This window comes from Glycomyces niveus (assembly GCF_017592475.1).
Classification (GTDB): Bacteria; Actinomycetota; Actinomycetes; order Mycobacteriales; family Micromonosporaceae; genus Glycomyces; species Glycomyces niveus.
The window spans coordinates 175,276-196,732 of the sequence record NZ_JAGFNP010000004.1 but is presented as its reverse complement, the minus strand read 5'-3'; the positions used below and the strand labels follow the sequence as shown (position 1 = coordinate 196,732).

Here is a 21,457-nt window from a genome sequence, read left to right as displayed (position 1 = left end):
GTCCGAACGCGACGCCGCGGCGGCGATACGCTCATGCCATCGTGAAAGGAGCGTCGATGCGCGACTGGAACTGGCGGCGCCTGCGCGAGCGCCATCGGCTCGCCACGGCCGCGCCGCGGCCGGACGCCGTGTTCGAGAGCCGCTGGGCCCGCGTCGACGGCGTGCGGCTGCACTGGCGGGCGACCCGCGAGGACCCGCCCGGAACACCGGTCCTCCTGGTCCACGGCATGGCCGTCTCGCACCGGTACCTCATGCCGCTGGCCGCACGGCTCGCCGAGCGGTACCCGGTGCGGGCGCTCGACATGCCGGGCTTCGGATTCAGCGGCGACCCGGGCGCCCCGGCCGACGTCTCGGCCCTGGCGAAGTGGATCGCCATGTGGCTCGAGGCGATCGGGGAGGGGCCCGTCGCCGTCGTCGGCAACTCCTTCGGCGCGCAGGTCGCGACCGCCTTGGCCGAAGAGCACCCGGCGCTCGTGCGGAGCGTGGTCCTGGTGGGCCCCACGATGGACCCCGCCTACCCCACCAAACTCCGGCAGACGTGGCACTGGGTCCGCGGCCTCCCGTACGAGGACCCGGGCCAGCTGCCGGTGATCCTGCGCGACCTGGCCGACGCCGGCCTGCGGCGCGCCTGGCGCACCTTCGACATCGCCCTGGCCGACCGGATCGACCGGCGCCTGCCCCGCGTGCAGGCGCCCGTCCTCATCACCCGCGGCGCCAAGGAGACCGTGGCCTCCCAGCGCTGGATCAGCGAACTCGACCGCCTGCTGCCGCAAGCCGAGACCGCCGTCGTCCCCGGCGCCCCGCACGACGCGAACTACACCACCCCCGATGAACTCGCGGCCCTGGTGATCCCGTTCCTCGAACGCACCGCGCGCGAATGAGCCCGCCCGACCGGGGGAGGACGCCTCCGTGCGCGGACCGGTCGTGTCAGCCGAGTTCCTGGATCAGCCCGATGATGACGCCTGCCGGTCCGCGCACGTAGCCGTACCGCACGTAGTCCTCGTACTGCGCGATCTCGCCGACGAGCTCGGCGCCGTGCGGGCGCAGCTGCTCGATGGCCTCGTCCACATCGTCGACGACGAACGCGAGGCGCGGGATGCCCGGCGTGCTCACCGGCTCCCACGGCGCCGGGGCGGTCGCCTTGGGGCTGTGGATGACCGACAGCTCGACCTGGCTGTTGCCGTCCGGGGTCCGCAGCATGGCGATGTCGGCCCGCAGGCCCTCCAGCGCGGTGAGCCTGTCCGCCCATTCGCCGCTCACGGGCGCCTGCCCCACCAGCTCCATGCCGAGCGCGGTGAAGAAGCCGATGGCGGCCGGGAGGTCGTCGACCACGATGCCGGTGTGGTCCATTCGCTTGAGTGCCATGGTGTCTCAATCCCCTTCTTAGTAGCGGTGGACGCTGCTGCCGACCCGGCCGAGGTCGGTGCCGTAGACGTGCAGCGAGACCGCGTTCTCGCTGCTATCAGTCCAATGCCAGATCACCTAGAAACCCCATAGATACCATCGATACATGCTGAGAGCCCTCGTCCCCGAAGCGGCGCGGCGATGCGCGGCGAGCACCCGGGCATCCGCATCGAACTGTTCGAGGCCCACCCGTGCCGGCGCTCGCGATGCTGCGCGCCGGCGAGGTCGACGCGGCCGTCGAGGCAGTACCAGGCCTGAGACCGGTCGACCTTATTGATAATCGTTGTCGAACTCGGTAGTTTGGGCGGATGGAGATCGATCACGTCGTACTCGCCACCCGCTCACGGCAAGAGGCCGAGCAGGCGCTGGCCGAAGCCGGTCTCGGCATAGCGCGGGGCCGGGAACTGCCGGGTCTGGGTCTGTCGAATCTCGTTGTGCCGCTGCGGCACGGGCAGCTCCTTGAAGTCCACTACCCGAACGGGAAGGCGCCCGCGCCGGGCGCCCCGCCATTGCTGCGGTTCGATTCGGAAGCGCTCGAGCTGCATCCCGAGGACACGTTGATCCCGGTGGCCTGGCTGGTCGCGGTCGAGGAGGAAGCGCGACTGCGCGAACTGGCGGCGCGGCATGCGATGTCGCTCATCGAGGCGCCCGCGGAAGGACCGGGTTTCCCTCCGTACCTGCTGGCCGGGTTCGGGCAGAACTTCGCACGGCGCTATCTGCCTTGCCTGATCCACTGGTCGGAGGGGTTCCCGCCGCTCCGGGCCGAGCACGGCCGCGAGCCGGTGGGCATCACCGGGATCGATGTGGCCGGGCCGCGCGATGTCATCGAGGACTGGTGCGGTGACCGGCCCGCTGGGCTGCGAACGGTCCCAGGGACCTCGGGCGCCGTCCGTGTCGAGATCGGATTCGCCGACGGCGGAACGGTCACCCTCGGGGTCACTTCGACGGCTTGACGACCGTCAGGAACGGGGGTGCGGGCCGGGCAACCGGCCCGGACCCCCGGGCCGGTCACACTCGCGCCTGAATCTCCTGCAACGTGGCGATCTCAGCGGTCTGCGCCTCGATCACGGCGTCGGCGATAGCGGTGGCGTCGGCGTTCTCGCCTTCGGCGTGGTGAGCCTCGGCCATGTCGACGGCGCCCTCGTGGTGGACGATCATGAGGTCGACGAAGCGCTTGTCGAAGTCGGCGCCGCGGGCGGCGGCGAGTTCGGCCATCTGCTCCTCGGTCGCCATGCCGCCCATGGACATGCCGCCGTGGTCTTCCATCTCGGTCGGCTCGCCCCACGCTTCGAGCAGCGCGGTCATCTGGTCGATCTCGGGCTGCTGCGCGGCGGCGATCTGCCCGGCGAGCGCGACGACCTCGGGGTCCTCGGCGTGCTCGGCGGCCAGCTCCGCCATCGCGACGGCCTGCTCGTGGTGCGGGATCATCATCTGGAGGAACGTGACGTCGGCGTCGTTGAACGCCGCGTCGGCGGTCGCGGACTCGGACTCCATGGGGTCCATGTCGTGGCCGCCCTCGTCGCCGCTGCCGGAGCAGGCGGCGAAGGACAGCGCGGCGAGGGCCGCGGCGCCGGCGGACAGCGCGCGGCGCACGGTGAAGGTCTTGCGCATGGTGGAGAACTCTCTTTCGAAGGTGTTGTCGCGTGTACGGGTCGAAGTGGTTCGGGGACCAGCGGTTCGGCCTATATGCGCAGCACCGAGAGTTCGAGATGGGACAGTCGGCCCCCGGACGGAAGCGGGACCGGCGGGGCCCAGGGGCCGGCCCTGCGGCGCGTCGCGGCCGGGTCCTCGCCGGCGATCGGCGCGAGCCGCCGGATCGCCCACAGCGACACCGCGATCGCGAGCCCGGTGAGGATCGCCATGCACACTTGCAAGGGGCTCATGCCGGTGCCCATCGGGTGCTCGTGGCGGTCTTCGCCCTCAGTGGCGGCGTGCTCGTCGGCGACCGTCGCGACCGAGGCCGTCTCGATGTGGCAGGCGGCGCCGGTGCAGGCGTGCCCGGTCGAGTGCATCAGCGCGACGCCTACGGCCACCACGATGAGGGCGGCCTTCCAGAGCGATCGCAACCAGGTCAATTCGCCGACCTTCCAAAGGCACGTGACGGGCTGGACCGCCGCTGCCGGATACGGCGCGGCGGGGACGACGCGCCCATGGTAGTCGACCGGCCGCGGCCGTCGCAGCGGACCTGAGGCCGCCTCCTATGTCCGGTACAGGGACCGCAGGCTGGCCACGAGCACCTCGGGCGCTTCCGCGGCGGTGAGACGGCCGGCGGTGATCTCGTCCGATGCGGCGTGGACGAGGCTGTAGAGGGAGGTGACCAGCCAGGACACGGGAAGGTCGGTGCGGAAGGCGCCGTCGTCCCGTCCGCGGGTGATGAGCTCCTCGATGCGCCGCAGGATCGGGTCGTGCCGGGCGCGCAGCCACTGCGGGGAGACGTCGCCGATGACGTTGTCGCGCAGGTTCCTGTTGCGCTCCATGAGGTGCCACTGCTCGCGCACGACCCTCGCCAGCGCCGCGTCGGCCGGTCCGGAGGTGTCGACGCCCTCCCAGGCCGCTTCGGTCTCCTCGAACGCGCGGTCCATGAGGGCCTTCGCGAGTTCGGTGCGGGAAGGGAAGTGGCCATAGAGGGTCACGCGCCCGACTCCGGCGGCTTCGGCGACCTCGGCGACGCTGACGCCGGGCCGGGAGCTGTAGAGCTTGAGCCCCGCGTCGAGGATCTTGTCCATGTTGCGCTGGGCGTCGGCACGGCGCTGCCCGCTGGGCCGCCGTGCCGACGCGGTGGTCTTGCCGTCGGCCATGCCTGAAGGGTAGCTAGTGCCCGTGCGGGCCGCCGCTCGTCTCGACCTTCCCGCCGGGGACCAGGACCAGTGCGACGATCGCCGCGACGCCCGAGGCGACGGCGCAGACGAGGAACGCGTCGGTGAACCCCGAGAGGGTCGGGGCGCTCGCGCTGATGCTCGCGGCCGCCACGGTCGACATGACCGCGACGCCGACCGATCCGCCGAGTTCGTGGAACGTGGTGATCATGCCCGAGGCGACTCCGGCCTCGTGCGGGTCGACCCGCGACAGCGCGGTGGCGTTCGCGGTGATGAACAGCGTGCCGAGTGCGAACGCCCCCAATGAGAGCCCTGCGACGACGGCCGTGGCGCCGCTGCCGGATTCCAGCGTCGCCAGCCATCCCGAAGCGGCGGCGGCGATCACCATGCCGGCAACCGCGATCGGACGCGGCCCGGTCTTCCCGATCAAGTGGGCGGCGAGTTGCGCGCCGATCGTGGTGGCGACGGCGACGGGCAAGAACAGCAGGCCCGTGCGCAGCGCGGAGTATTCGGCGAAGCCCTGGAGGTACAGGGACCCGAGGAAGAAGAACGAGATCAGCAGCGCCGTCGCCATGAGCATGAGGAACGCGCCGGTGACGACCGTGCGCCTGCCCAGGAGCGCCACTCGCATGAGCGGTGCGGCCGTGCGCCGTTCGACGAGGCCGAAGACCGCATAGAGCACGACCGCCGCCGCGAGCGAACCGAGCGTCGCCGCCGACCCCCAGCCGTCGTCGCCCGCCCGCACGAGGCCGAAGATGAGCGCGGCGGTCGCGGCGGTGACGATCAGCGCACCCGGCACGTCGAGCCGTTCCCGTTGCCCGCCAACCGGATCGGAAGGCAGCGTCACGGGCAGCAGCACCAGGATGACCGCGCCGATCGGCACGTTGATGTAGAAGATCCACTGCCAGCCGGGCCCGGCGGTGAGCACGCCGCCGACGAGGACGCCCAGGGCGGCACCGCCTCCAGCGATCGCCGACAGCAGTCCGAGCGCGCGGTTGCGCTCGGTGCCGTGGAACGCGGTCGTGACGGTGGACAGGATCGCGGGCGCCATGAGCGCCGCACCGAGCCCCTGCGCGAGACGCCCGCCCAGCAGGACCGGCCCGGTCTGGGCCAGCCCCGCGGCGAGCGATGCCGCCGTGAAGAGTGTCAGGCCCGTGAGGAGCATGCGGCGACGTCCGAAGAGGTCGGCGAGCCGTCCACCGAACAGCATGAGGCCGCCGAAGACCAGGGTGTACCCGGTGACGATCCAGGTCAGCGCTTCACGGTCGAGCGAGAGTTCGGCGCCGATCGTCGGCAGCGCGATGTTGACGACGGTGATGTCGATGATGAGCATCGCCTGCGCGGTGCACAGCAGCGCGAGCATGACCCAGCGCCGCGGCAGCGGCGGCGCTTCGCTCTCAGTTTCGGGGTGGTGGACGGTGGACACGGTCACTCCTTAACTCGAACAGTCATGTACGAGTTCGAGCGTACCCTCGATCCTCTAAAACTCAAACAACAGTGTTCACGTTCCGCCGAATCCTCTGCGGCGGAAGGTGCGGGGGTGGTGTAGACCATGGGGGCATGGTTCTGTCCGATGTAGTCGTCGCGCCGAAGATGGTGGAGCAATCGCCGAAGCCACCCGCGCCTGACCGCCGCCCCCGTTCCCACTGCAGGCGTCAGTCCAACCGAGGGACCGAGCGGCCCCCGCCGTGGATGAAGCGCGCCCGGCCCGCCTCATCCGAGTCCAGGAACTCCAGGAAGCCGCCGGCGGTCCCTGCCGAGCCGACCGAGGCGAACAGGTCGCCTTCGACTCGGCGGATCTCGGTGACGGACGGCTGCGGCGACAGGCCCGCTCGAGTCATCAAGTGCGCACCTTCGCCCGTGGTCGTGTGCGTGAGCTGCAGCCGTCATGCAGTTGGTCGACGAGGGACTAGTCGAGCTCGACGATCCGGTGCGGGTCCAGCCTGCCACCGGAGCGACGCTAAACGCGCTCGCGTTCCCGGCGGTGCCGCGCCATACTCAGTGGTCGACGGGCCACTGCGATGGCCCTGGGGCTGAAGGAGAACGGTGCGGCTGGAAGGACGCGAGTGGCGCGCGCTCGTCACTACCGCCCGGCTGGGCGGCGAGCGCTTCCGGGTCATCAGGCCAGAGCGGGTGCCCGGGCATGCGGTGCTGCACGACGACCTCGTCGGCAAGCAGCTCTCGGTCGACAAGACGGCGGCGGCGGAGACGGCGATCGCCTGGTGGCTCGCGGCGCATTCGCCCCGGAGCCTCGTATGGCTGCCGCTGCGCTCGAGCCCGGCGTCGTGCGGGTCCGATCCCGGTGCCCGACGGCTCGACCTGGTGCTCCTGCACCACAGCCTGCACTTTCCGGCGTCGCGGTGGAAGGACGTGCGCTCCCGCCTCGCTGAGCCGAAGCCGCACAAGGTCACCATGCCGCCGGGCGCCCTGCCCGACTTCGACCGCCCCGATCATGATCGGCGCTGGCACCGCGAGTTCCGCGACGTGTTGCGCTGGACCGTCGCGGCCGACACCCTGTTCGTCGTCGGGAGCCGCCTCGCCTTCGAACTCGAGGGCTGGAAGCTCCGCAGGCTCGCGGAGGAGGGACCGGCTGACCTGGCGACGCGGCCGGAGGCGCACGTCTGCGCCGAGATCGAGCTGGGGCGCTGGCGGCATCGGCCGGACGACTGTTTGGAACTCCACGTCGAATGCTGCAACCGCCACTGGTAGCAGTCAGCGAAAAATGCCGCAGTCGCGAATCGTGCGGGCATTTCGTCACTCGGTCGTTGTCGTACCCAGGTGACAAGATGGACCCATGATCGACAATGCGACCACGCCCCTCGACCTCTCCGACGAGCCCGCATACCTGGACGCGGTCGCTTCGGCCCGCACCGCCGCCGACGCCTACTACGGTTCCGGCGAGTCCGGAATGGACGATGCAACCTACGACCGGCTCATGCGCGCCATCACCGCTTGGGAGGACGCGCACCCCGACCAGGTCGCCCCCGACTCGCCCACGCAAGCGGTCGCGGCGGGCGTGGTCACCGGCGATGTCGCCCACTCCGTGCGGATGCTCAGCCTCGGCAACGTCTTCTCCGCCGAGGACCTCACCGAATGGGCCGCTTCCCTGCAGCGCCGCCTGGGCGGCCGTGAGGTCGACGGCTGGGCCGTCGAACCGAAGCTCGACGGCGTCGCCCTCGCCGCCCGGTACCAGGGCGGCCGCCTGGTCCAGCTCGTCACCCGCGGCGACGGCTCGACCGGCGAAGACGTCTCCCACACCATCGGCAACCTCGCCGGTCTGCCCATGGAGCTGACCGAGCCGGTCACGGTCGAAGTGCGCGGCGAAGTGCTCATGACCGAGGCGCAGTTCGCGGCCGCGAACGAGGCCCGCGTGGCCCACGGCGGCACTCCGTTCGCCAACCGCCGCAACGCCTCTTCCGGGTCCCTCCGCGCCAAGGACCGCGCCTACCAGGTCGAGCAGACCTTCATCGCCTACGACGCCCTCACCGACCCCGAGCACACGAGCGACCCGCGACTCGCCGAGCTCACCCACGCCGACCTCATCGCCGCGCTGGCCGGATACGGGCTCGGCACGACCCTCGGCACCGACATCGAGACGCGGTCCTGCGCGACCCTCGAAGAGGTCCAAGCGCGCATCGACCACATCGGCGCCGTCCGCGCCGGCCTCGACATCGAACTCGACGGCGCGGTCGTCAAGGCCAACGACCCCGCCGACCGCGCCGCGGCCGGGTCCGGCTCGCGCACCCCGCACTGGGCCACCGCGTACAAGTTCCCCGCCGACAAGAAGATCACCGTCCTCCTCGGCGTCGAATGGAACGTCGGCCGCACCGGCATCATCGCCCCGCGCGCCGTCCTCGAGCCAGTCGAAGTCGGCGGCACCACCATCACGTACGCGACGCTCCACAACCCGGCCGACATCACCCGCCGCGACCTCAAGATCGGCGACCGCGTGTACGTCCTGCGCGCCGGAGAGGTCATCCCGCGCGTCGAAGGCGCGATCGCCGCCACCCGCACGGGCGAGGAGCAGCCGATCGCCTTCCCCGAGACGTGCCCGAGGTGCGGCTCCGACATCGACCGCAGCCAGGAGCGGTGGCGGTGCGTGCGCGGCCGCGGCTGCGGGCAGATCGAGTCGATCAAGTACGCCGTGGCCCGCGACTGCCTCGACATCGACGGGCTCGGCGAGAAGATCGTCGTCCAGCTCGTCGAGCGCGACCTCATCGAAGACTTCGCCGACCTGTTCACCCTCACCCGCGACCAGATCCTCTCCCTCGACCGCATGGGCGACACCAGCGCCGACAAGCTCCTGGCCGCGATCGCCAGCGCGAAGACGCAGCCGCTCAACCGCGTCTTCTGCGCCCTCGGCGTCCAAGGCACCGGCCGGTCGATGTCGCTGCGCATCGCCGCGTACTTCGGGTCGATGGACGCGATCCAGGCCGCGGACGCGGTCGCGCTGGAGCGGGTCGACGGCATCGGCGGTGAGAAGGCGCCGGTCATCGTCGCCGAGGTCGCCGAGTTGGAGGCGGTGATCGCCAAGCTCAAGGCCGCGGGCGTCAACATGGAGCAACCCGGATGGACGCCGCCCGCCGTCGACGAGGAGGCGGGGGACGAGGCGAACGAGGGGCTGCCGCTCGCGGGCCTCGCCGTCGTCGTGACCGGCGGCATGAGCGGCCCGCTCGCCGACTACTCCCGCACCGAGATGAACGAGCTGATCACCCGCGCGGGCGGCAAGGCGTCGTCGAGCGTGTCGGCGAAGACGAGCCTGGTCGTCGCGGGGGAGAAGGCGGGCTCGAAGCTCAAGAAGGCCGAAGGCCTCGGCATCGAGGTGATCTCGCCCGAGGCCTTCGCCGAACGGCTCGCGGACCTGCTCTGAGGCGGCGGGGGCCGTTCTCGATCAGGCCGACTCGAGGTGCGCCCGGATGCCGGCGACGATCAGATCGTGGTCGTCCATCGAGGACAGTCCTGAGGCGGTGGCGGCCGCGACCACGCCGACGCCGCGGACCCGGATCGGGAACGAGCCGCCCGTGACCGCGTACTCGGCCGGGTCGAGCCACCCGGTGGCGGCGGGGTCGACGCCTTTGGCCTTGATGCGTGCGGCGGCGAGCGCGCTGCTCGACTCGATGCGCAGCACGACCGCGGCCTTCCGGGCGATCCACGACTCCTGGTCCGGGGTGCTCCCGGGCAGCGCCGCGCGGAACAGGATCAGGCCGGGGCGGCGGATGTCGATGCCGACCGGGTGGCCGGCGTCCCGGGCCGTCGAGGCGATCCGCGAGCCGAGCCGCCACGCGTCGGTGTGGTCGAAGGAGTCGAAGACGAGGTCGCGCTCCTGCTGCTCCAGTGCGGCGATGAGGTCGGACATGAACGGTCCCTTCAGGGTTCACTGATCTCGGCGCGGGTCCGGCCGGTCACGTCCAGGATCGCCGCGGTCCCGTCGAGTGTAGGGACGGGAGGGCGGCTCGGTGCGGTCCTCGCCGGCGCCCCCCGAGATTGATACCCCTATGGGGTATGCTGTCGGGCAGTGACCGCTCGGTTTTGTCGGCACGCCGACCGGAGCCCTGGATCGAAGGCACTGCCATGCGCACACCCCGCACCCCCGTCCTCGTCAAGCTCCTCGTCGCCGGGGCGGGCATCATGAGCCTCGCCAACTCGGTGACCATCCCGTTCCTCGCGGTCTTCCTGCGCCGCGAACTCGGGCTCGAACCCGCCGCGGTCGGCCTCGTCATCGGCTCGTCGGTGTTCTTCTCGATCGCCGCAGGGTTCTTCGGCGGGACCCTCTCCGACCGCTTCGGCCGGGTCCCGGTGCTGCTCACCGGGCTCGGCGGGGTCGTGGTGTCCTTCGCGGGGTTCGCCGCCGCCGAGCACCTCGCCGCGGTCGTCGCCGCCAATGCCGCACTCGCCTTGTCCAGCAGCGTGTTCGCGCCGGTGAGCAAGGCGTTCCTCGGCGACCTGCTGCCCGAGGGCACGCGGGTGCGCTGGTTCTCCCACCAGTACCTCGCCACGAACGCCGGATACGCGATCGGCCCGCTCCTCGGCGTCGCGCTCGGGCTCTCCGGCGACCGCATCGCGTTCGCCGTCGCCGCGGTCGTCTACGGCCTCTACCTGGCCGTGCTCGCCGCCGTCGTCCGGTTCACGCCGGTCCCCGCGAGCGCCGCCGCGAGCGAGGCGGGCGGGACCGAGCGGCTCCTGGGGAGCCTGCGCGCGGTCGCCACCGACCCGCGACTGCTGGTGCTCCTGCTCGCCGGGCTGCTGCTCGAGTCGGTGCAGCTGCGCGTCTCCGCGCTGCTCGCGCAGGACCTCGACATCCGGTTCGAGAACGGCGCGCAGATCCTCGCGGCGACCATGACCGCGAACGCGGTCACCGTCGTCGCGTTCCAGCTCCTCGCCGCCCGGTACGTGCTGCGCCTGCCGCCGGTCGCCGCGATAACCGCGGGCGGACTGCTCCTGTTCGCCGGGATGGCGGGGTTCGCGTTCTCGGCCTCGTGGTGGCACTTCGCGGCCGCGATGGTCGTCTTCAGCTTCGGCGAGGTGTTCATCGTGCCGTCCGAGTTCGCGCTCATCGACCGCATCGCCCCGGCCGCCGCCCGCGGCGCCTACTTCGGCGCCCAGTCCTTCACCCAGCTCGGCGGCTTCGCCGGGCCGTTCCTCGGCGGCCTGATCCTCGCGCAGTGGAACGGCACGGCCATGTACCTCGGCGTCGGCGCGCTCGCGCTCGCGGCCGCGAGTGTGTACCTGGCCGCCGGGCGCCGCATACCGGGCCTCCGGCACCGGGAAGAGGTGCTGGACGGCGACCCGGTCGAGCGCTCGGACAACGCCGTCCAGTGACGGCAGCGGGCTCGTGGTGAAGCTGCGGTAGGGTGTGGCCTGGTGTGCCGGGAAGTCTGGTCGGCGGGAATGTGACCCTGCCCTTGATCGGAGCCCGTGCCCGTGCAGTCCACGAAAGAGCCCTGGACCTCGCCCCTGTGGCGTTCGCGCCCCGCGTTCCTCTACTCCCGCAGACCCCTCGCGCGCTTCGTCGGGCGCCCTGCCGCCGCGTTCTTGCACATCGAGCCCGCTTCGGGGATCGTGCTGCTGGTGTGCGCGGTCGCAGCGATGGTCTGGGCGAACTCGCCATGGGCCGCCTCCTACGAGGCGGTGTGGGGCCTGGACATCACGCTCCACATCGGCGACTTCGAGCTCCACCACTCGCTGCGGGACTGGATCAACGACGGCCTCATGGCGATCTTCTTCTTCGTGGTGGGCATGGAGATCAAGAGCGAGATCGTCTCCGGTGAACTGCGCAGCGTCAAAAGCGCGGTCGCCCCGATCGCGGGCGCGATCGGCGGCATGGCCGCCCCCGCGCTCATCTACACCGCGTTCAACGCCGGTGGTGCGGGCGCGGGCGGCTGGGGCGTCCCGATGGCCACCGACATCGCCTTCGCCGTCGGGGTGCTGGCCCTGTTCGGCTCCCGCATCCCTTCGGCCGCACGGGTCTTCCTGCTCACGCTCGCGATCGTCGACGACCTCGGCGCGATCGCGGTCATCGCCGTGTTCTACACCGACGACATCCGCAGCGGCTGGCTGACCGCCGCCGGGGTCGTCCTCGCGATCGCGATCGTGCTGCGGCTGCTCAACGTCTGGTCCGCGCCGGTCTACCTCGTCGTCGGCATCGCCCTGTGGCTGGCGATGCTCGAATCGGGCATCCACGCGACCATCGCGGGCGTCATCATGGGCCTGATCATCGCCGCCAAGCCGCTGTTCGACCCCGCCGCGGCGCACGCGCGGGCCCAAGAGCTGGCGAAGGAGGGCCTGACGGCGGAGGAGACCGAGCAGCTGGTGCGGTTGCGCCGCGACGCTCTCGCGCCCACCGAGCGGCTCCAGGCCGCCAACCACCCGTTCTCCTCGTTCGTGGTGCTGCCGCTGTTCGCGCTCGCCAACGCCGGCGTCGCACTTTCGGGCGACCTTGTCGCCACCGCGGCGTCCTCGGCGGTCACCGTCGGCATCGTGCTGGGGCTCGTGGTCGGCAAGACCCTGGGCATCACGGTGACCACCTGGATCGTCGTCAAGCTCGGCATCGGCCGCCTGCCCGAGGGGACCGGCTGGCCGCTGCTGACCGGCATCGCCGCCGTCGCCGGGATCGGGTTCACCGTCGCTTTGTTTATCACCGAACTCGCCTTCCACGGCACCGAAGCGCTCACCGCCGAAGCCAAGATCGGCGTCCTCGCCGGGTCGCTCATCGCCGCCCTCCTCGGCGCCGCACTCGTCGCCCTCACCGCCCCGAAACGCCCGCAAGACGCGCTCGAGGACTTATCCGCTTGCCCGAACCGCTTGCAGCCGTGAGGATCGTGCCGTGACACGAACCTACGACCCGGCCGCGCTCGACGGAGAGACGCTCGACGCAGTCCTCTACGACCGCCTCAACCCGTGGGGCGCCGGCGACGCCTTCTACCTCGACCTGGTCATGGCCGCCGAGCGGGTGCTCGACGTCGGGTGCGGGACCGGGACTCTGCTGCGGCGGGCCCGGGCCGAGGGGCACACCGGGCATCTGGCCGGCCTCGATCCCGACACCGCCATGCTCGATCAGGCCCGCGAGAGCGATGCGGCCGAATGGCGGCTCGCCACCGCGGCGCAGACGCCATGGACCGGCGAATTCGATCTGGCAGTCATGAGCGGCAACGCGTTCCAGTTCCTGCTCGACGACGCCACTGTTCACGACTCGCTCGTCGCGATCCGCCGCGCCCTGGCCAGTGGCGGACGGTTCGCCTTCGACACGCGCAACCCGGCGTGCCGCGAATGGCGGCACTGGAACCCCGACCACCCGTACGAGGTCATCGATCCGGCCGGGGCCCGATTGCGTGTGCACCACGAGGCGAGCGAGCCCGACGAAGACGGCGTGGTCACCGTGGCCACGGTCTTCACCGGGCCGCACTGGGGCCGGCCGCTCACCGCTTCCGGCGCCCTTCGCTTCACCTCAGTGTCCGATCTGGACCGACTCTTGGCGGAGTCCGGGTTCACGGTCGCCGAGCGGTACGGCACCTGGGATCGCGACCCCTTCCACCCGGACGATTCCGGTTCGATCATCACCATCTGCGGGAGGCCGCTCAGTCCACGGTGACCGTGATGCTGTGGAGTCCGGTGGCGCCGTCGGGGATGACGCCCTGGACTTCGCTGGTCTGGACGATGCCGTCGCCGTCGGTGGCGCGAACGGTGAGGGTGTGGTCGCCGGGGGAGGCGTCCCATTCGAGGAGCCACTGCCGCCAGGTGTCGGTGGTGGCCACATCGGACAGTTCGCACGGCTGCCAGTCGCCGTCGTCCACGCGCAGTTCCACGGCCGAGATTCCGCGGTGCTGGGCCCAGGCGACGCCAGCGACGGCGACGGTACCCGACTCGGCCTTTCGGCGGGGCGTGTCGATGCGGGACTGGGTCTTGATGGGCCTGGGGGTGGACCAGCCGCGGGTGATCCAGTACGCGTCGTAGGCGTCGAAGGTGGTCAGTTCGAGTTCGGTGAGCCACTTGGTGGCCGAGACGTACCCGTACAGGCCGGGGATGACCAGGCGGGCGGGCCAGCCGTGGTCCACGGGAAGGGGCTGGCCGTTCATGCCCACGGCGATGAGGGCGTCGCGCCCGTCGAACACGAGGTCGGTGGGGGACCCGGCGGTCCAGCCGTCCGACGAGCGGGAGACGAGCTGGTCGGCGGCCGGGTCGACGCCGGCTTCGGCGAGGAGGGCCGGGAGGGAGACGCCGAGCCAGCGGGCGTTGCCGACGAGGTCGCCGCCGACCTGGTTGGAGACGCAGCAGAGGGTGATGTCGCGCTCGACGAGCTCGCGGCCGAGCAGGTCGTCCATAGTGAACTCGAGTTCGCGGTCGACCATGCCGTGGACGCGGAGCGTCCAGGTGTCGACGTCGACGCGGGGCACGGTGATCGCGGTGTCGATGCGGTAGAAGTCGCCGTTGGGGGTCAGGTAGGAGGAGAGGCCTTCGGCGTCGAGGTCGGCGCGGGGGCCGGGTTCGACGGCGGGCGCGTCGGGTTCGGGCAGGACGAGCTGGTCGCGGTCCGCTTCGATCGCGGCCGGGCCGACCCTGGAGGCCCACCACGAGCCCGCGAGCGCGGCCGCGCCGACGCCGCCCGCGACGGCCAGGAACCGCCGCCGGCCCGCGGCTTCGGTCCGGTACCGGTGGTCCCACCACTGGAGTCCCGCGAACGCGACCGCCGCGGCGAAGATCGAGGGGACGGCCGCCGAGGCGCCCAGGCCGGGGAGGGCGACGGCCGCGGCCGCGCCGACGGCGGCGAAGACGGCGAGGGCGGCCCGCGCGGCCCAGGGTCGGGTGCGCCAGAGTGCCCCGATCGCGGCACCGGCGGCGGCGACTCCGAGCCCGATGCCGATGATGAGCAGGGGTTTGTCGAGGGTGCCGACGAGTTCGATGAACCAGTGCGACACCTCGAGGGGCACGACCGCGATGACGGTGTCGGCGAGGGCCGACAGCGGCGCGGCGCGCGGGGCGGTCAGGGCGGCGGCGAGGTGGCCGACGGCGAGGCCGGCGAGCGTCGCGACGAGGCCGGCCGCGGCCCAGGCGCGGCGTGAAGCGGGGTGCGCGTTGTCCATGCCTCCATGATCGCGCTTGTTCCGCCGCGGAACCGGCGATGGCGCTTACGATCCGCTAAAATCCGCGGCCGCATCAGTCGCCGAGCGCCTGCGCGAAGTCGGCGACGAGGTCGTCGGCCGCCTCGATCCCGGCGGAGAACCTGATCAGGTCGTCCGGCACGTCCGGGTGGCCGTCCGCCTCCACGCGTGTCACCAGCGATTCGACGCCGCCGAGGCTCGCCGCCGCGTACGGCAGCCGCAAGGCCTTGACCAGGGCGTCCGCCGCCGAGGCGCCGCCGACGGGCCGGAACGACAGGACCGAGCCGAAGCCGTCGAACCACGCTGCGGCCCGCCCGTGGTCGGGGTGCGCGGCCAGGCCGGGGTAGCGCACCTGCTCGATCGCCTCGTGCGCGGCCAGGAACCGGGCGACCGCGAGCGCGTTCGCGTTCTGCTGCCTGACCCGCAGCGCGAGGGTCTTGAGCCCGCGCGAGAGCAGGAACGCCGCGTGGGGGTCGAGCGCGGAGCCGTAGGCGCACAGCACCGACCGGACTCGTTCGATCCGCGCGCGCGAGCCGGTCACGGCCCCGGCGGCGATGTCGGAGTGGCCGTTGAGCGCCTTCGTCGCCGAGTGGCACACCAGGTCGAAGCCGACCGGGTGGGGCCGGAAGACGACCGGCGTGGCGAGCGTGTTGTCGATGAGGGAGGCCAGCCCGTGATCGCGGGCGAAGCGGGCGGCGCCGACGAGGTCGCCGACCCGGATCGTCGGGTTGGTGATCGTCTCGGTCAGGAGCGCGGCGGTGCGCGGGCGCAGCGCCCGCCGCCACGCGTCCGGGTCGCCGGGGTCGACCAGGTCGTACGCCCAGCCGAGGCGGGCGGCGTGCTCGGCGAGGAACCGGCCGGTCCCGCCGTGGAAGACGCCCGCGGCGATGAGGTGGTCGCCCGCGCCGAGGACGCTGTGGAGCGCGGCGGTGATCGCGGCCATGCCCGAGGCGGTGGCGGCGGCGGTCTCGGCGCCTTCGAGGGCCGCGAGCCGGTGCTCGAGGTGGCGCTGGGACGGGTTGGTGCCGAGCCGGATGTACGGGGCGTCGCCCGAGTCGGCCTCGAAGACGGTCCCCTGGAAGAGGGGGAAGACCACCGAGCCGTCCGCGCCGGGCCGCGGCTCGCCGCCGTGCACGGCCAGGGTCTCGAAGCGGGTTCGCTTGTCGCTCATGAGGCTGACGCTACGGTGGACGGCGCCCGCCGTTCAACGAAATGCCCTTACATTTCGCTTACGTTCCCGCTGGTCCGGAGATCGCGGCGAGTTTCGGGACCGCCGCGTACAGGAGCTCGCGCACCTTGTGGAGGTTCGCCTCGAACACCGCGAGCACGGCCGCGTCGGTCACGGGCGCCACTCCGGGGTCCTCGTCGAGCCCGGCGTCGTAGTCGGTGACCAGGGCGATCCCCGCGAAGGGGATGCCGGCCTCCATGGCGAGCGGCGCCTCAGGCGACTGGGTCATGTTGACGACGTGCCAGCCGGATTCGCGGTGCGCGCGCGATTCGGCGCGGGTGGAGAAGCGGGGGCCGTTGATCACCACGACGGTGCCGCCGTCGTGCGCGGTCACGCCGGTCTCGCCCGCGGCCTCTAGCAGGACGCGGCGCAGCCGCGGGTCGTACGGCTCGGCGAACGGGATGTGGACCGGGCCGTCCTCGAAGGACTCGTAGAACGTGGACGGCCGGCCCCAGGTGCGGTCGATGAGCTGGTCGCAGACGACGAACTCCCCGGGCCGGATCTCGGGGCGCAGCGACCCGGCCGCGAACGGGGCGATGAGCGCCCGCACGCCCAGCTGCCGCATGGCGTCCACATTGGCCCGGTAGTTGACGCGGTGGGGCGGGTACCGGTGGTCGGCGCCGTGCCGCGGCAGGAACGCCACCCGCGTCTCGCCGACGCGGGCGATGGTGACCGGCGCTGACGGCGGCCCCCACGGCGTCTCGGCCTCCCAGGTCTCGGCGTCGGCGGCGAGCGTGTAGAAGCCGGAGCCGCCGAAGACGCCGATGTCGGCCCGGGGCTGTCCTTCGTGCACGGTGTGCTCCTTCATCCTTGTCCCGCTTTGAACCGCGCCAGCTGCGCCCGCATGTCCTTGACGGCGCGGAGGGTGCCCCCGAGCGTGCCGGTCACCTTGCTCCTCCCCGTGCGGGCGCGGTAGGGGACGGGCCGTTCGGCGATGCGCCAGCCCGCGCTGCCGGCCCGCAGCACCATTTCGAGCGGCCAGCCGGAGCGGCGGTCGGCCATGCCGAGCCCGAGCAGCGCTTCGCGGCGGGCGGCCCGCATCGGCCCGAGGTCGGTGAGGGGCACGCCGAAGCCGCGGCGGACCTGCCGGGCGAGATAGCGGTTGGCGAGGCGGTTGCGCAGCGGCTGCGCCCCCGCTTCGGCGTCCCGCGCGCCGAGCACCAGGTCGGCCTCGCCGTCCAGGACCGGCCCGCACACGCCGGGCAGGTCGGCGGGGTCCAAAGAGGCGTCGCAGTCCATGAACGCGACGACCGGCGCGGTGGCGGCGGCGAGCCCGGCATAGCAGGCCGCGCCGAAACCGCGGCGCGGCTCGGCCACCACGCGCGCGCCGAGACGGGCGGCGACCTCGGCGGACCCGTCGCGCGAGCCGTTGTCGACCACGATGGCGCGGTAGCCCTCCGGCATCCGCTCCAGCACCCAAGGGATCGCCTCGCGCTCGTCGAGCACGGGAAGAACCACGTCGACCGCGGCGGGCTCGAGCAGCTCGCGCACACGCGCGGCCGTGCGCGTGGCGGGGGCGAGCGCGGCGACGGCGCGGGCGTCCCCGATGTCGTCGATGTCGCGCAGCACCGGCAGATCCGCGACCGCCAGCCCGATCGCCTCGAGCTGCTTGCGCTGCAGCAGACCGGTATCCGCCCGGCTCATCGGCACGCCCTCGAACGCTTCGGGGTGCGGCCGGACCAGGCCCAGCGCCCACCAGCCGCCGTCCTCAGCGAGCCCGAGCGCCGCTTCAGCCCCGTCGAGGACGACGGCCAGCGCCGCTTCGAGCAGTTCCGGCGTCACCTGCGGCGTGTCCATCCCGATCTGCAGGCCGGGCCCGCCCGCGCGGGCCCAAGCAGCGGCCAGCCGATCGTTGAACGACCCCTCGACCTGCGGGAACACTTCGAACCCTGCGGGCAGCCACGGCCCCGGTTCGCCCTCGAGCGCGAGGAGGCGCCGCTCCGCGCCGCACCCGGCCACCGCTTCGAGCGTGTCGGCCAGTGCGGCCTCGGCGACCGAGGCGGCCTCCGCCGGCGTGAGCGGGGGCGAGAGCCGGGTCTTGGACCGGCCCGCGACCGGGGCCTTCGCCATGACGAGGAGGTGCGTCCGCTGCATGCACCCGATGCTACGGACCGGACCGGCCCCAGAACCCGCGAAGATCCTTACGGTATGCGAAAGTCTCGGCCCGTCGGGTGACGCGGGCCCGGGCGATCGGGCATCGTAGTGCCATGAGCTCCGAAGCCGACGTGCGCGTCCTCGTCGTCGACGACGACCCCGCGCTCGCGGAGGTCGTCGCCCGCTACCTGCGCCGCGACGGCTACGAGGTCGACTACGCCCCCGACGGCGAAGCCGGGCTCCGGCGGGCCCTCGCGACCCTGCCCGACCTGGTCGTCCTCGACCTCATGATGCCCGGCATGGACGGCTTCGAAGTGTGCCGCCGCCTGCGCGAGGCCACCGCGATCCCGGTCGTCATGCTGACCGCCCGAGGCGAGGAGAACGACCGCATCGCCGGACTCGACCTCGGCGCCGACGACTACGTCACCAAGCCCTTCTCCCCGGGCGAACTCGCCGCCCGCGTCCGGGCCGTCCTGCGCCGCTCCACCGCCCCGCCCGCGCCCGCCGCACTCCTCACCGGCGGGGACGTCGAGATCGACACCGTCGCCCACGTCGTGCGCCGCAAAGGCGAACCGATCACGCTCACCACGAAGGAGTACGACCTGCTCGTGTGCTTCCTGACCCACCCCGGGCGGGCCTTCCGCCGCGAGGAGCTGCTGGAGACCGTGTGGGGCTGGAGCATCGGCGACACGTCCACCGTCACGGTCCACGTGCGCCGCCTGCGCGAGAAGGTCGAGGCCGACGCGTCCGCGCCCCGGCACCTCGCGACCGTGCGCGGCGTCGGCTACCGGTGGGAGCCGTGATGGCCCACCCGCGCCGCTTCGCCGGATCCCTGCTCATCCTCGCGGTCGCGCTCGCCGCCGCCACCGTCCTCGCGTTCGCGTTCGACTTCCCGCCCAAGGACATCGCCGTCCTCATCGCCGTAGCCGCGGTCGCCTCCTCCGTGGCCGGCGTCGGCGGCGGCCTCGTGCTCCGCCGCCTGCGCAGCCGCCCCGCCCGCGTCCAGACCATGACCGTCGCCCTCTCCTCGGTCCTGGTCGCCGCCACCGGCGTCGTCACCGCCGCCCTCGCCATGTTCATCTCCTTCCACGACCTCGTGCTGCTCTTCGTGGTCCTCATCGTCGCCTCCGGCGTGGCCTTCGGCGCGGCCTGGCAGCTCGGCGACGACATCGGCGCGGGCGCCGAACAGGTCGGCGCCTACGCCCGCACCATGGTCGGCAGCGACGGCCGCATCAGCGCCGCGTCCGCCCCGCCCGTGACCGGCCCGGGCGAACTCGCCTCGCTCGCAGGCGAACTCGCCGCCGTCTCCCGCCGCCTCGACGAGTCCCAGCGGCGCGAGCGCGCCCTCGAATCCTCGCGGCGCGAACTCATCGCCTGGGTCTCGCACGACCTCCGCGCGCCCCTCGCCACGATCCGCGCCATGGCCGAAGCCCTCGACGACGGCGTGGTCGACGATGACGCCGCCGTCAAGCGTTACCACTCCCAGATCCGCACCGACGCCGAACGCCTCACCGCCCTCGTCGACGACCTCTTCGAGCTCTCCCGCATCAACAGCGGCTCACTGCGCCTCGGCAGCGAGAAGGTCGAAGTGTGCGACGCCCTCGCCGACGCGCTGGCCGGAGCCGGCGCGGCCGCCGAGGTCAAGGGCGTCACCCTCGTCGAACGGGTCGCGCCGCTCCCGCCGATCGAAGTCGCCGCGCGCGAGTACTGCCGCGCCCTGGACAACCTGTTCGACAACGCGATCCGGCACACGCCGCCGGGCGGCACCGTCACCGTCGAAGCCGCCGCCTCCGCGGAAGCCGCGATCCTGCACGTCACCGACGAATGCGGCGGCATCCCCGACGCCGACCTGCCGCGCGTGTTCGACATAGCCTTCCGCGGCGACCAGGCCCGCGCCCGCGACGACCGCGGCGGCGGCCTCGGCCTCGCGATCAGCCGCGGCCTCATCGAAGCCCACGGCGGCGCGGTGACCGCCGCGAACGCCGACGGCGGCTGCCGCTTCACCGTCACCCTCCCCAGCGGAGCACGATGACCGGCCGCCGGGCGGCACTCCAGGCCGCGTCCGTCCTCACCGCATGGGCACTGCTCCTGGCCCTCGTCTGGACCCTCGGACAAGAGAAGCTCGCGAACGCCACCGGCAACCTCCAACTCGGCGCGATGCCGCTCTACGGCAGCTGGGAATGGCACCTCGACGCCGGGCTCCTCGCCCCTATCGCCATGGGCGCGTTGATCATCGCGTTCCTGCCCCCGATCTGCGCGCGCTGGCGCTGGCGCTACGCCCTGCTCGCGACCACGCTGGCGGGCACCGCCTTCAGCCTCGCAATGGCCCTCGCGCACTCGCACCCGCTGACCTGGATCGACCTCGACAACCACTACGCGGGCCACACGAACCTCGTGGACGAGGCGGGCGGATTCGGCCCGTTCCTCGAGGGCTACACCGAGGTCCAGCTCGCGGGCGAGGTCCCGGTCCACATGCAGTCGCATCCTCCCGGGCTGGTCCTGTTCTTCTGGGGTGCAGCACAACTCGGCCTCGACGGCCTCGTCTTCCAGAACACGGTCGTCAAACTCGGCGTCGCGGCCGCGATCGCCGCGGCCCTGACGATCGGCCGGGACGTAGCCGGAGAGCGCCTGACCCGCAGGGCGGCACCGTTCCTCGCCCTCGCGCCCGCGGCGTTCTGGCAGAACAACGCCGACCTGGTCTTCGCGGGCGTCACCCTATCCGCCGTCGCCTGCCTCGTACTGGCCACGAACCGCACCGGCGGCCGGGCCGCGCTGCTCACCGCCGCGGGCGGACTGCTCGCGGGCGCGGCGCTCATGCTGACCTTCTCCGCCGCGCTGCTGGCGGTCCCGCTCGTCGCGGTCGCGGCCTGGCGCCGCCGCTGGGGCGTGCTCCTCGGCGGCGGCGCGCTGGCCGCGGCGGTCGTGCTCCTGCCGCTGGCGTGGGGCTACTGGTGGCTCGAAGGGCTGCAGGCCACGCGGGTGCGGTACTACGCGGGCGTGGCCGCGCTGCGCGGGTACTGGTACTTCCTGCTCGCGAACCTCGCGGTGTTCGAGCTCGCGCTCGGCCCGGCGACCGCGGTGGCGCTCGCCCGGCTGCGCGACCGCCGCATGTGGCTCGTGGTCGGCTCGTGCCTGGCGGCCGTGGCCGCCGCGGACCTCTCGGGCATGTCGTCGTCCGAAGTGGAACGTATCTGGCAGCCGTTCATGCCCCTGGTGCTCCTGGCCGGATGCGCCCTGACGCGCCCCCGCGCGTGGCTGGCGCTCCAACTGGCCGTCGCCGTCGTCATCGCCGCCGCACTGCGCGTGCAGTGGTGACCTGA

At 72.4% G+C, this 21,457-nt stretch carries 21 protein-coding genes; 10 read left to right on the top strand and 11 right to left on the bottom strand.

The window, feature by feature from the left end; translation table 11 throughout:
- Nucleotides 1–56: 56 nt before the first annotated feature.
- Nucleotides 57–881 carry an alpha/beta fold hydrolase gene (locus J5V16_RS09355; RefSeq protein ID WP_208495836.1) on the top strand — a complete coding sequence of 275 codons (825 nt, stop codon included), beginning with the start codon at nucleotides 57–59 and terminating at the stop codon, nucleotides 879–881.
- A 46-nt stretch (nucleotides 882–927) separates the two neighbouring features.
- Here J5V16_RS09355 and J5V16_RS09350 read toward each other — a convergent pair whose 3' ends face one another.
- Nucleotides 928–1,365, bottom strand: coding sequence for a VOC family protein (locus tag J5V16_RS09350; protein WP_208495835.1), 438 nt, complete (start codon nucleotides 1,363–1,365; stop codon nucleotides 928–930).
- Between the two features lie 347 nt (nucleotides 1,366–1,712).
- Here J5V16_RS09350 and J5V16_RS09345 point away from each other — a divergent pair, with 347 nt between their 5' ends.
- The gene (locus tag J5V16_RS09345; protein ID WP_208495834.1) at nucleotides 1,713–2,357 is read left to right on the top strand and encodes a VOC family protein; all 645 of its coding nucleotides are present in this window, start codon (nucleotides 1,713–1,715) and stop codon (nucleotides 2,355–2,357) included.
- Nucleotides 2,358–2,412: 55 nt separating this feature from the next.
- Here the strand turns inward: J5V16_RS09345 and J5V16_RS09340 are convergent, their stop codons facing one another.
- From J5V16_RS09340 to J5V16_RS09320, 5 genes are all read right to left on the bottom strand, one after another.
- Nucleotides 2,413–3,015: a DUF305 domain-containing protein gene (locus J5V16_RS09340; RefSeq protein WP_208495833.1), complete on the bottom strand. Its 603-nt coding sequence runs from the start codon at nucleotides 3,013–3,015 to the stop codon at nucleotides 2,413–2,415.
- A gap of 71 nt (nucleotides 3,016–3,086) precedes the next feature.
- Nucleotides 3,087–3,479, bottom strand: coding sequence for a hypothetical protein (locus tag J5V16_RS09335; RefSeq protein WP_208495832.1), 393 nt, complete (start codon nucleotides 3,477–3,479; stop codon nucleotides 3,087–3,089).
- A 123-nt stretch (nucleotides 3,480–3,602) separates the two neighbouring features.
- On the bottom strand, nucleotides 3,603–4,202 hold the full coding sequence (locus J5V16_RS09330) for a TetR/AcrR family transcriptional regulator (RefSeq protein ID WP_208495831.1): 600 nt from the start codon (nucleotides 4,200–4,202) through the stop codon (nucleotides 3,603–3,605).
- A gap of 13 nt (nucleotides 4,203–4,215) precedes the next feature.
- Nucleotides 4,216–5,646, bottom strand: coding sequence for an MFS transporter (locus J5V16_RS09325; protein ID WP_307792907.1), 1,431 nt, complete (start codon nucleotides 5,644–5,646; stop codon nucleotides 4,216–4,218).
- Nucleotides 5,647–5,875: 229 nt separating this feature from the next.
- Nucleotides 5,876–6,064: a hypothetical protein gene (locus tag J5V16_RS09320; protein WP_208495830.1), complete on the bottom strand. Its 189-nt coding sequence runs from the start codon at nucleotides 6,062–6,064 to the stop codon at nucleotides 5,876–5,878.
- Nucleotides 6,065–6,266: 202 nt separating this feature from the next.
- Here J5V16_RS09320 and J5V16_RS09315 point away from each other — a divergent pair, with 202 nt between their 5' ends.
- Both J5V16_RS09315 and ligA read left to right on the top strand, forming a co-directional pair.
- Nucleotides 6,267–6,929: a hypothetical protein gene (locus J5V16_RS09315; RefSeq protein WP_208495829.1), complete on the top strand. Its 663-nt coding sequence runs from the start codon at nucleotides 6,267–6,269 to the stop codon at nucleotides 6,927–6,929.
- 85 nt (nucleotides 6,930–7,014) lie between these two features.
- Nucleotides 7,015–9,090: an NAD-dependent DNA ligase LigA gene (gene ligA, locus J5V16_RS09310; RefSeq protein WP_208495828.1), complete on the top strand. Its 2,076-nt coding sequence runs from the start codon at nucleotides 7,015–7,017 to the stop codon at nucleotides 9,088–9,090.
- 21 nt (nucleotides 9,091–9,111) lie between these two features.
- On the opposite strand, the gene J5V16_RS09305 is transcribed toward ligA, so the two are convergent.
- Nucleotides 9,112–9,576 carry a heme-degrading domain-containing protein gene (locus J5V16_RS09305; protein WP_208495827.1) on the bottom strand — a complete coding sequence of 155 codons (465 nt, stop codon included), beginning with the start codon at nucleotides 9,574–9,576 and terminating at the stop codon, nucleotides 9,112–9,114.
- Between the two features lie 215 nt (nucleotides 9,577–9,791).
- Between J5V16_RS09305 and J5V16_RS09300 the strand changes: the two genes are divergently transcribed.
- The 3 genes from J5V16_RS09300 to J5V16_RS09290 all read left to right on the top strand — a co-directional run bounded on the left by J5V16_RS09300 (nucleotide 9,792) and on the right by J5V16_RS09290 (nucleotide 13,308).
- A complete protein-coding gene (locus tag J5V16_RS09300; RefSeq protein WP_208495826.1) occupies nucleotides 9,792–11,039 on the top strand; it encodes an MFS transporter in 1,248 nt (415 codons plus the stop codon).
- A 102-nt stretch (nucleotides 11,040–11,141) separates the two neighbouring features.
- The gene (nhaA, locus tag J5V16_RS09295; protein WP_208495825.1) at nucleotides 11,142–12,533 is read left to right on the top strand and encodes a Na+/H+ antiporter NhaA; all 1,392 of its coding nucleotides are present in this window, start codon (nucleotides 11,142–11,144) and stop codon (nucleotides 12,531–12,533) included.
- A gap of 10 nt (nucleotides 12,534–12,543) precedes the next feature.
- Nucleotides 12,544–13,308 carry a class I SAM-dependent methyltransferase gene (locus tag J5V16_RS09290; RefSeq protein WP_208495824.1) on the top strand — a complete coding sequence of 255 codons (765 nt, stop codon included), beginning with the start codon at nucleotides 12,544–12,546 and terminating at the stop codon, nucleotides 13,306–13,308.
- Here J5V16_RS09290 and J5V16_RS09285 read toward each other — a convergent pair.
- The 4 genes from J5V16_RS09285 to J5V16_RS24330 all read right to left on the bottom strand — a co-directional run bounded on the left by J5V16_RS09285 (nucleotide 13,295) and on the right by J5V16_RS24330 (nucleotide 18,137).
- Nucleotides 13,295–14,797 carry a molybdopterin-dependent oxidoreductase gene (locus J5V16_RS09285; RefSeq protein ID WP_208495823.1) on the bottom strand — a complete coding sequence of 501 codons (1,503 nt, stop codon included), beginning with the start codon at nucleotides 14,795–14,797 and terminating at the stop codon, nucleotides 13,295–13,297. The genes J5V16_RS09290 and J5V16_RS09285 overlap by 14 nt on opposite strands.
- Nucleotides 14,798–14,870: 73 nt before the next feature.
- Entirely contained in the window at nucleotides 14,871–15,986 is a 1,116-nt protein-coding gene (locus J5V16_RS09280; protein ID WP_208495822.1) for a trans-sulfuration enzyme family protein, read from the bottom strand.
- A gap of 58 nt (nucleotides 15,987–16,044) precedes the next feature.
- Nucleotides 16,045–16,836 carry an S-methyl-5'-thioadenosine phosphorylase gene (locus tag J5V16_RS09275; RefSeq protein ID WP_208495821.1) on the bottom strand — a complete coding sequence of 264 codons (792 nt, stop codon included), beginning with the start codon at nucleotides 16,834–16,836 and terminating at the stop codon, nucleotides 16,045–16,047.
- An 11-nt stretch (nucleotides 16,837–16,847) separates the two neighbouring features.
- Nucleotides 16,848–18,137 carry a glycosyltransferase family 2 protein gene (locus J5V16_RS24330; RefSeq protein WP_243900978.1) on the bottom strand — a complete coding sequence of 430 codons (1,290 nt, stop codon included), beginning with the start codon at nucleotides 18,135–18,137 and terminating at the stop codon, nucleotides 16,848–16,850.
- Nucleotides 18,138–18,250: 113 nt separating this feature from the next.
- Here J5V16_RS24330 and J5V16_RS09260 point away from each other — a divergent pair, with 113 nt between their 5' ends.
- Genes J5V16_RS09260 through J5V16_RS09250 form a run of 3 tightly spaced genes read left to right on the top strand, consistent with a single transcriptional unit; the run spans nucleotide 18,251 to nucleotide 21,452 of the window.
- Nucleotides 18,251–18,940, top strand: a complete 690-nt coding sequence (locus J5V16_RS09260; protein ID WP_208495820.1) for a response regulator transcription factor — start codon at nucleotides 18,251–18,253, stop codon at nucleotides 18,938–18,940.
- Nucleotides 18,940–20,169: a sensor histidine kinase gene (locus J5V16_RS09255; RefSeq protein WP_208495819.1), complete on the top strand. Its 1,230-nt coding sequence runs from the start codon at nucleotides 18,940–18,942 to the stop codon at nucleotides 20,167–20,169. Before J5V16_RS09260 ends, J5V16_RS09255 begins: the two co-directional genes overlap by 1 nt.
- Nucleotides 20,166–21,452, top strand: a complete 1,287-nt coding sequence (locus J5V16_RS09250; RefSeq protein ID WP_208495818.1) for a hypothetical protein — start codon at nucleotides 20,166–20,168, stop codon at nucleotides 21,450–21,452. The genes J5V16_RS09255 and J5V16_RS09250 overlap by 4 nt, the downstream gene beginning before the upstream one ends.
- The last annotated feature ends 5 nt before the right edge of the window (nucleotides 21,453–21,457 follow it).

What these genes read in the sequence shown, in the direction of transcription:
- J5V16_RS09345 (WP_208495834.1), top strand. Translation starts at nt 1,713, where the DNA reads ATGGAGATCGATCACGTCGTACTCGCCACCCGCTCACGGCAAGAGGCC.
- ligA (WP_208495828.1), top strand. Translation starts at nt 7,015, where the DNA reads ATGATCGACAATGCGACCACGCCCCTCGACCTCTCCGACGAGCCCGCA.
- J5V16_RS09305 (WP_208495827.1), bottom strand. Translation starts at nt 9,576, where the DNA reads ATGTCCGACCTCATCGCCGCACTGGAGCAGCAGGAGCGCGACCTCGTC.
- J5V16_RS09350 (WP_208495835.1), bottom strand. Translation starts at nt 1,365, where the DNA reads ATGGCACTCAAGCGAATGGACCACACCGGCATCGTGGTCGACGACCTC.
- J5V16_RS24330 (WP_243900978.1), bottom strand. Translation starts at nt 18,137, where the DNA reads ATGCAGCGGACGCACCTCCTCGTCATGGCGAAGGCCCCGGTCGCGGGC.
- J5V16_RS09330 (WP_208495831.1), bottom strand. Translation starts at nt 4,202, where the DNA reads ATGGCCGACGGCAAGACCACCGCGTCGGCACGGCGGCCCAGCGGGCAG.
- J5V16_RS09340 (WP_208495833.1), bottom strand. Translation starts at nt 3,015, where the DNA reads ATGCGCAAGACCTTCACCGTGCGCCGCGCGCTGTCCGCCGGCGCCGCG.
- J5V16_RS09355 (WP_208495836.1), top strand. Translation starts at nt 57, where the DNA reads ATGCGCGACTGGAACTGGCGGCGCCTGCGCGAGCGCCATCGGCTCGCC.
- J5V16_RS09300 (WP_208495826.1), top strand. Translation starts at nt 9,792, where the DNA reads ATGCGCACACCCCGCACCCCCGTCCTCGTCAAGCTCCTCGTCGCCGGG.
- J5V16_RS09285 (WP_208495823.1), bottom strand. Translation starts at nt 14,797, where the DNA reads ATGGACAACGCGCACCCCGCTTCACGCCGCGCCTGGGCCGCGGCCGGC.
- J5V16_RS09250 (WP_208495818.1), top strand. Translation starts at nt 20,166, where the DNA reads ATGACCGGCCGCCGGGCGGCACTCCAGGCCGCGTCCGTCCTCACCGCA.
- J5V16_RS09255 (WP_208495819.1), top strand. Translation starts at nt 18,940, where the DNA reads ATGGCCCACCCGCGCCGCTTCGCCGGATCCCTGCTCATCCTCGCGGTC.
- J5V16_RS09280 (WP_208495822.1), bottom strand. Translation starts at nt 15,986, where the DNA reads ATGAGCGACAAGCGAACCCGCTTCGAGACCCTGGCCGTGCACGGCGGC.
- J5V16_RS09260 (WP_208495820.1), top strand. Translation starts at nt 18,251, where the DNA reads ATGAGCTCCGAAGCCGACGTGCGCGTCCTCGTCGTCGACGACGACCCC.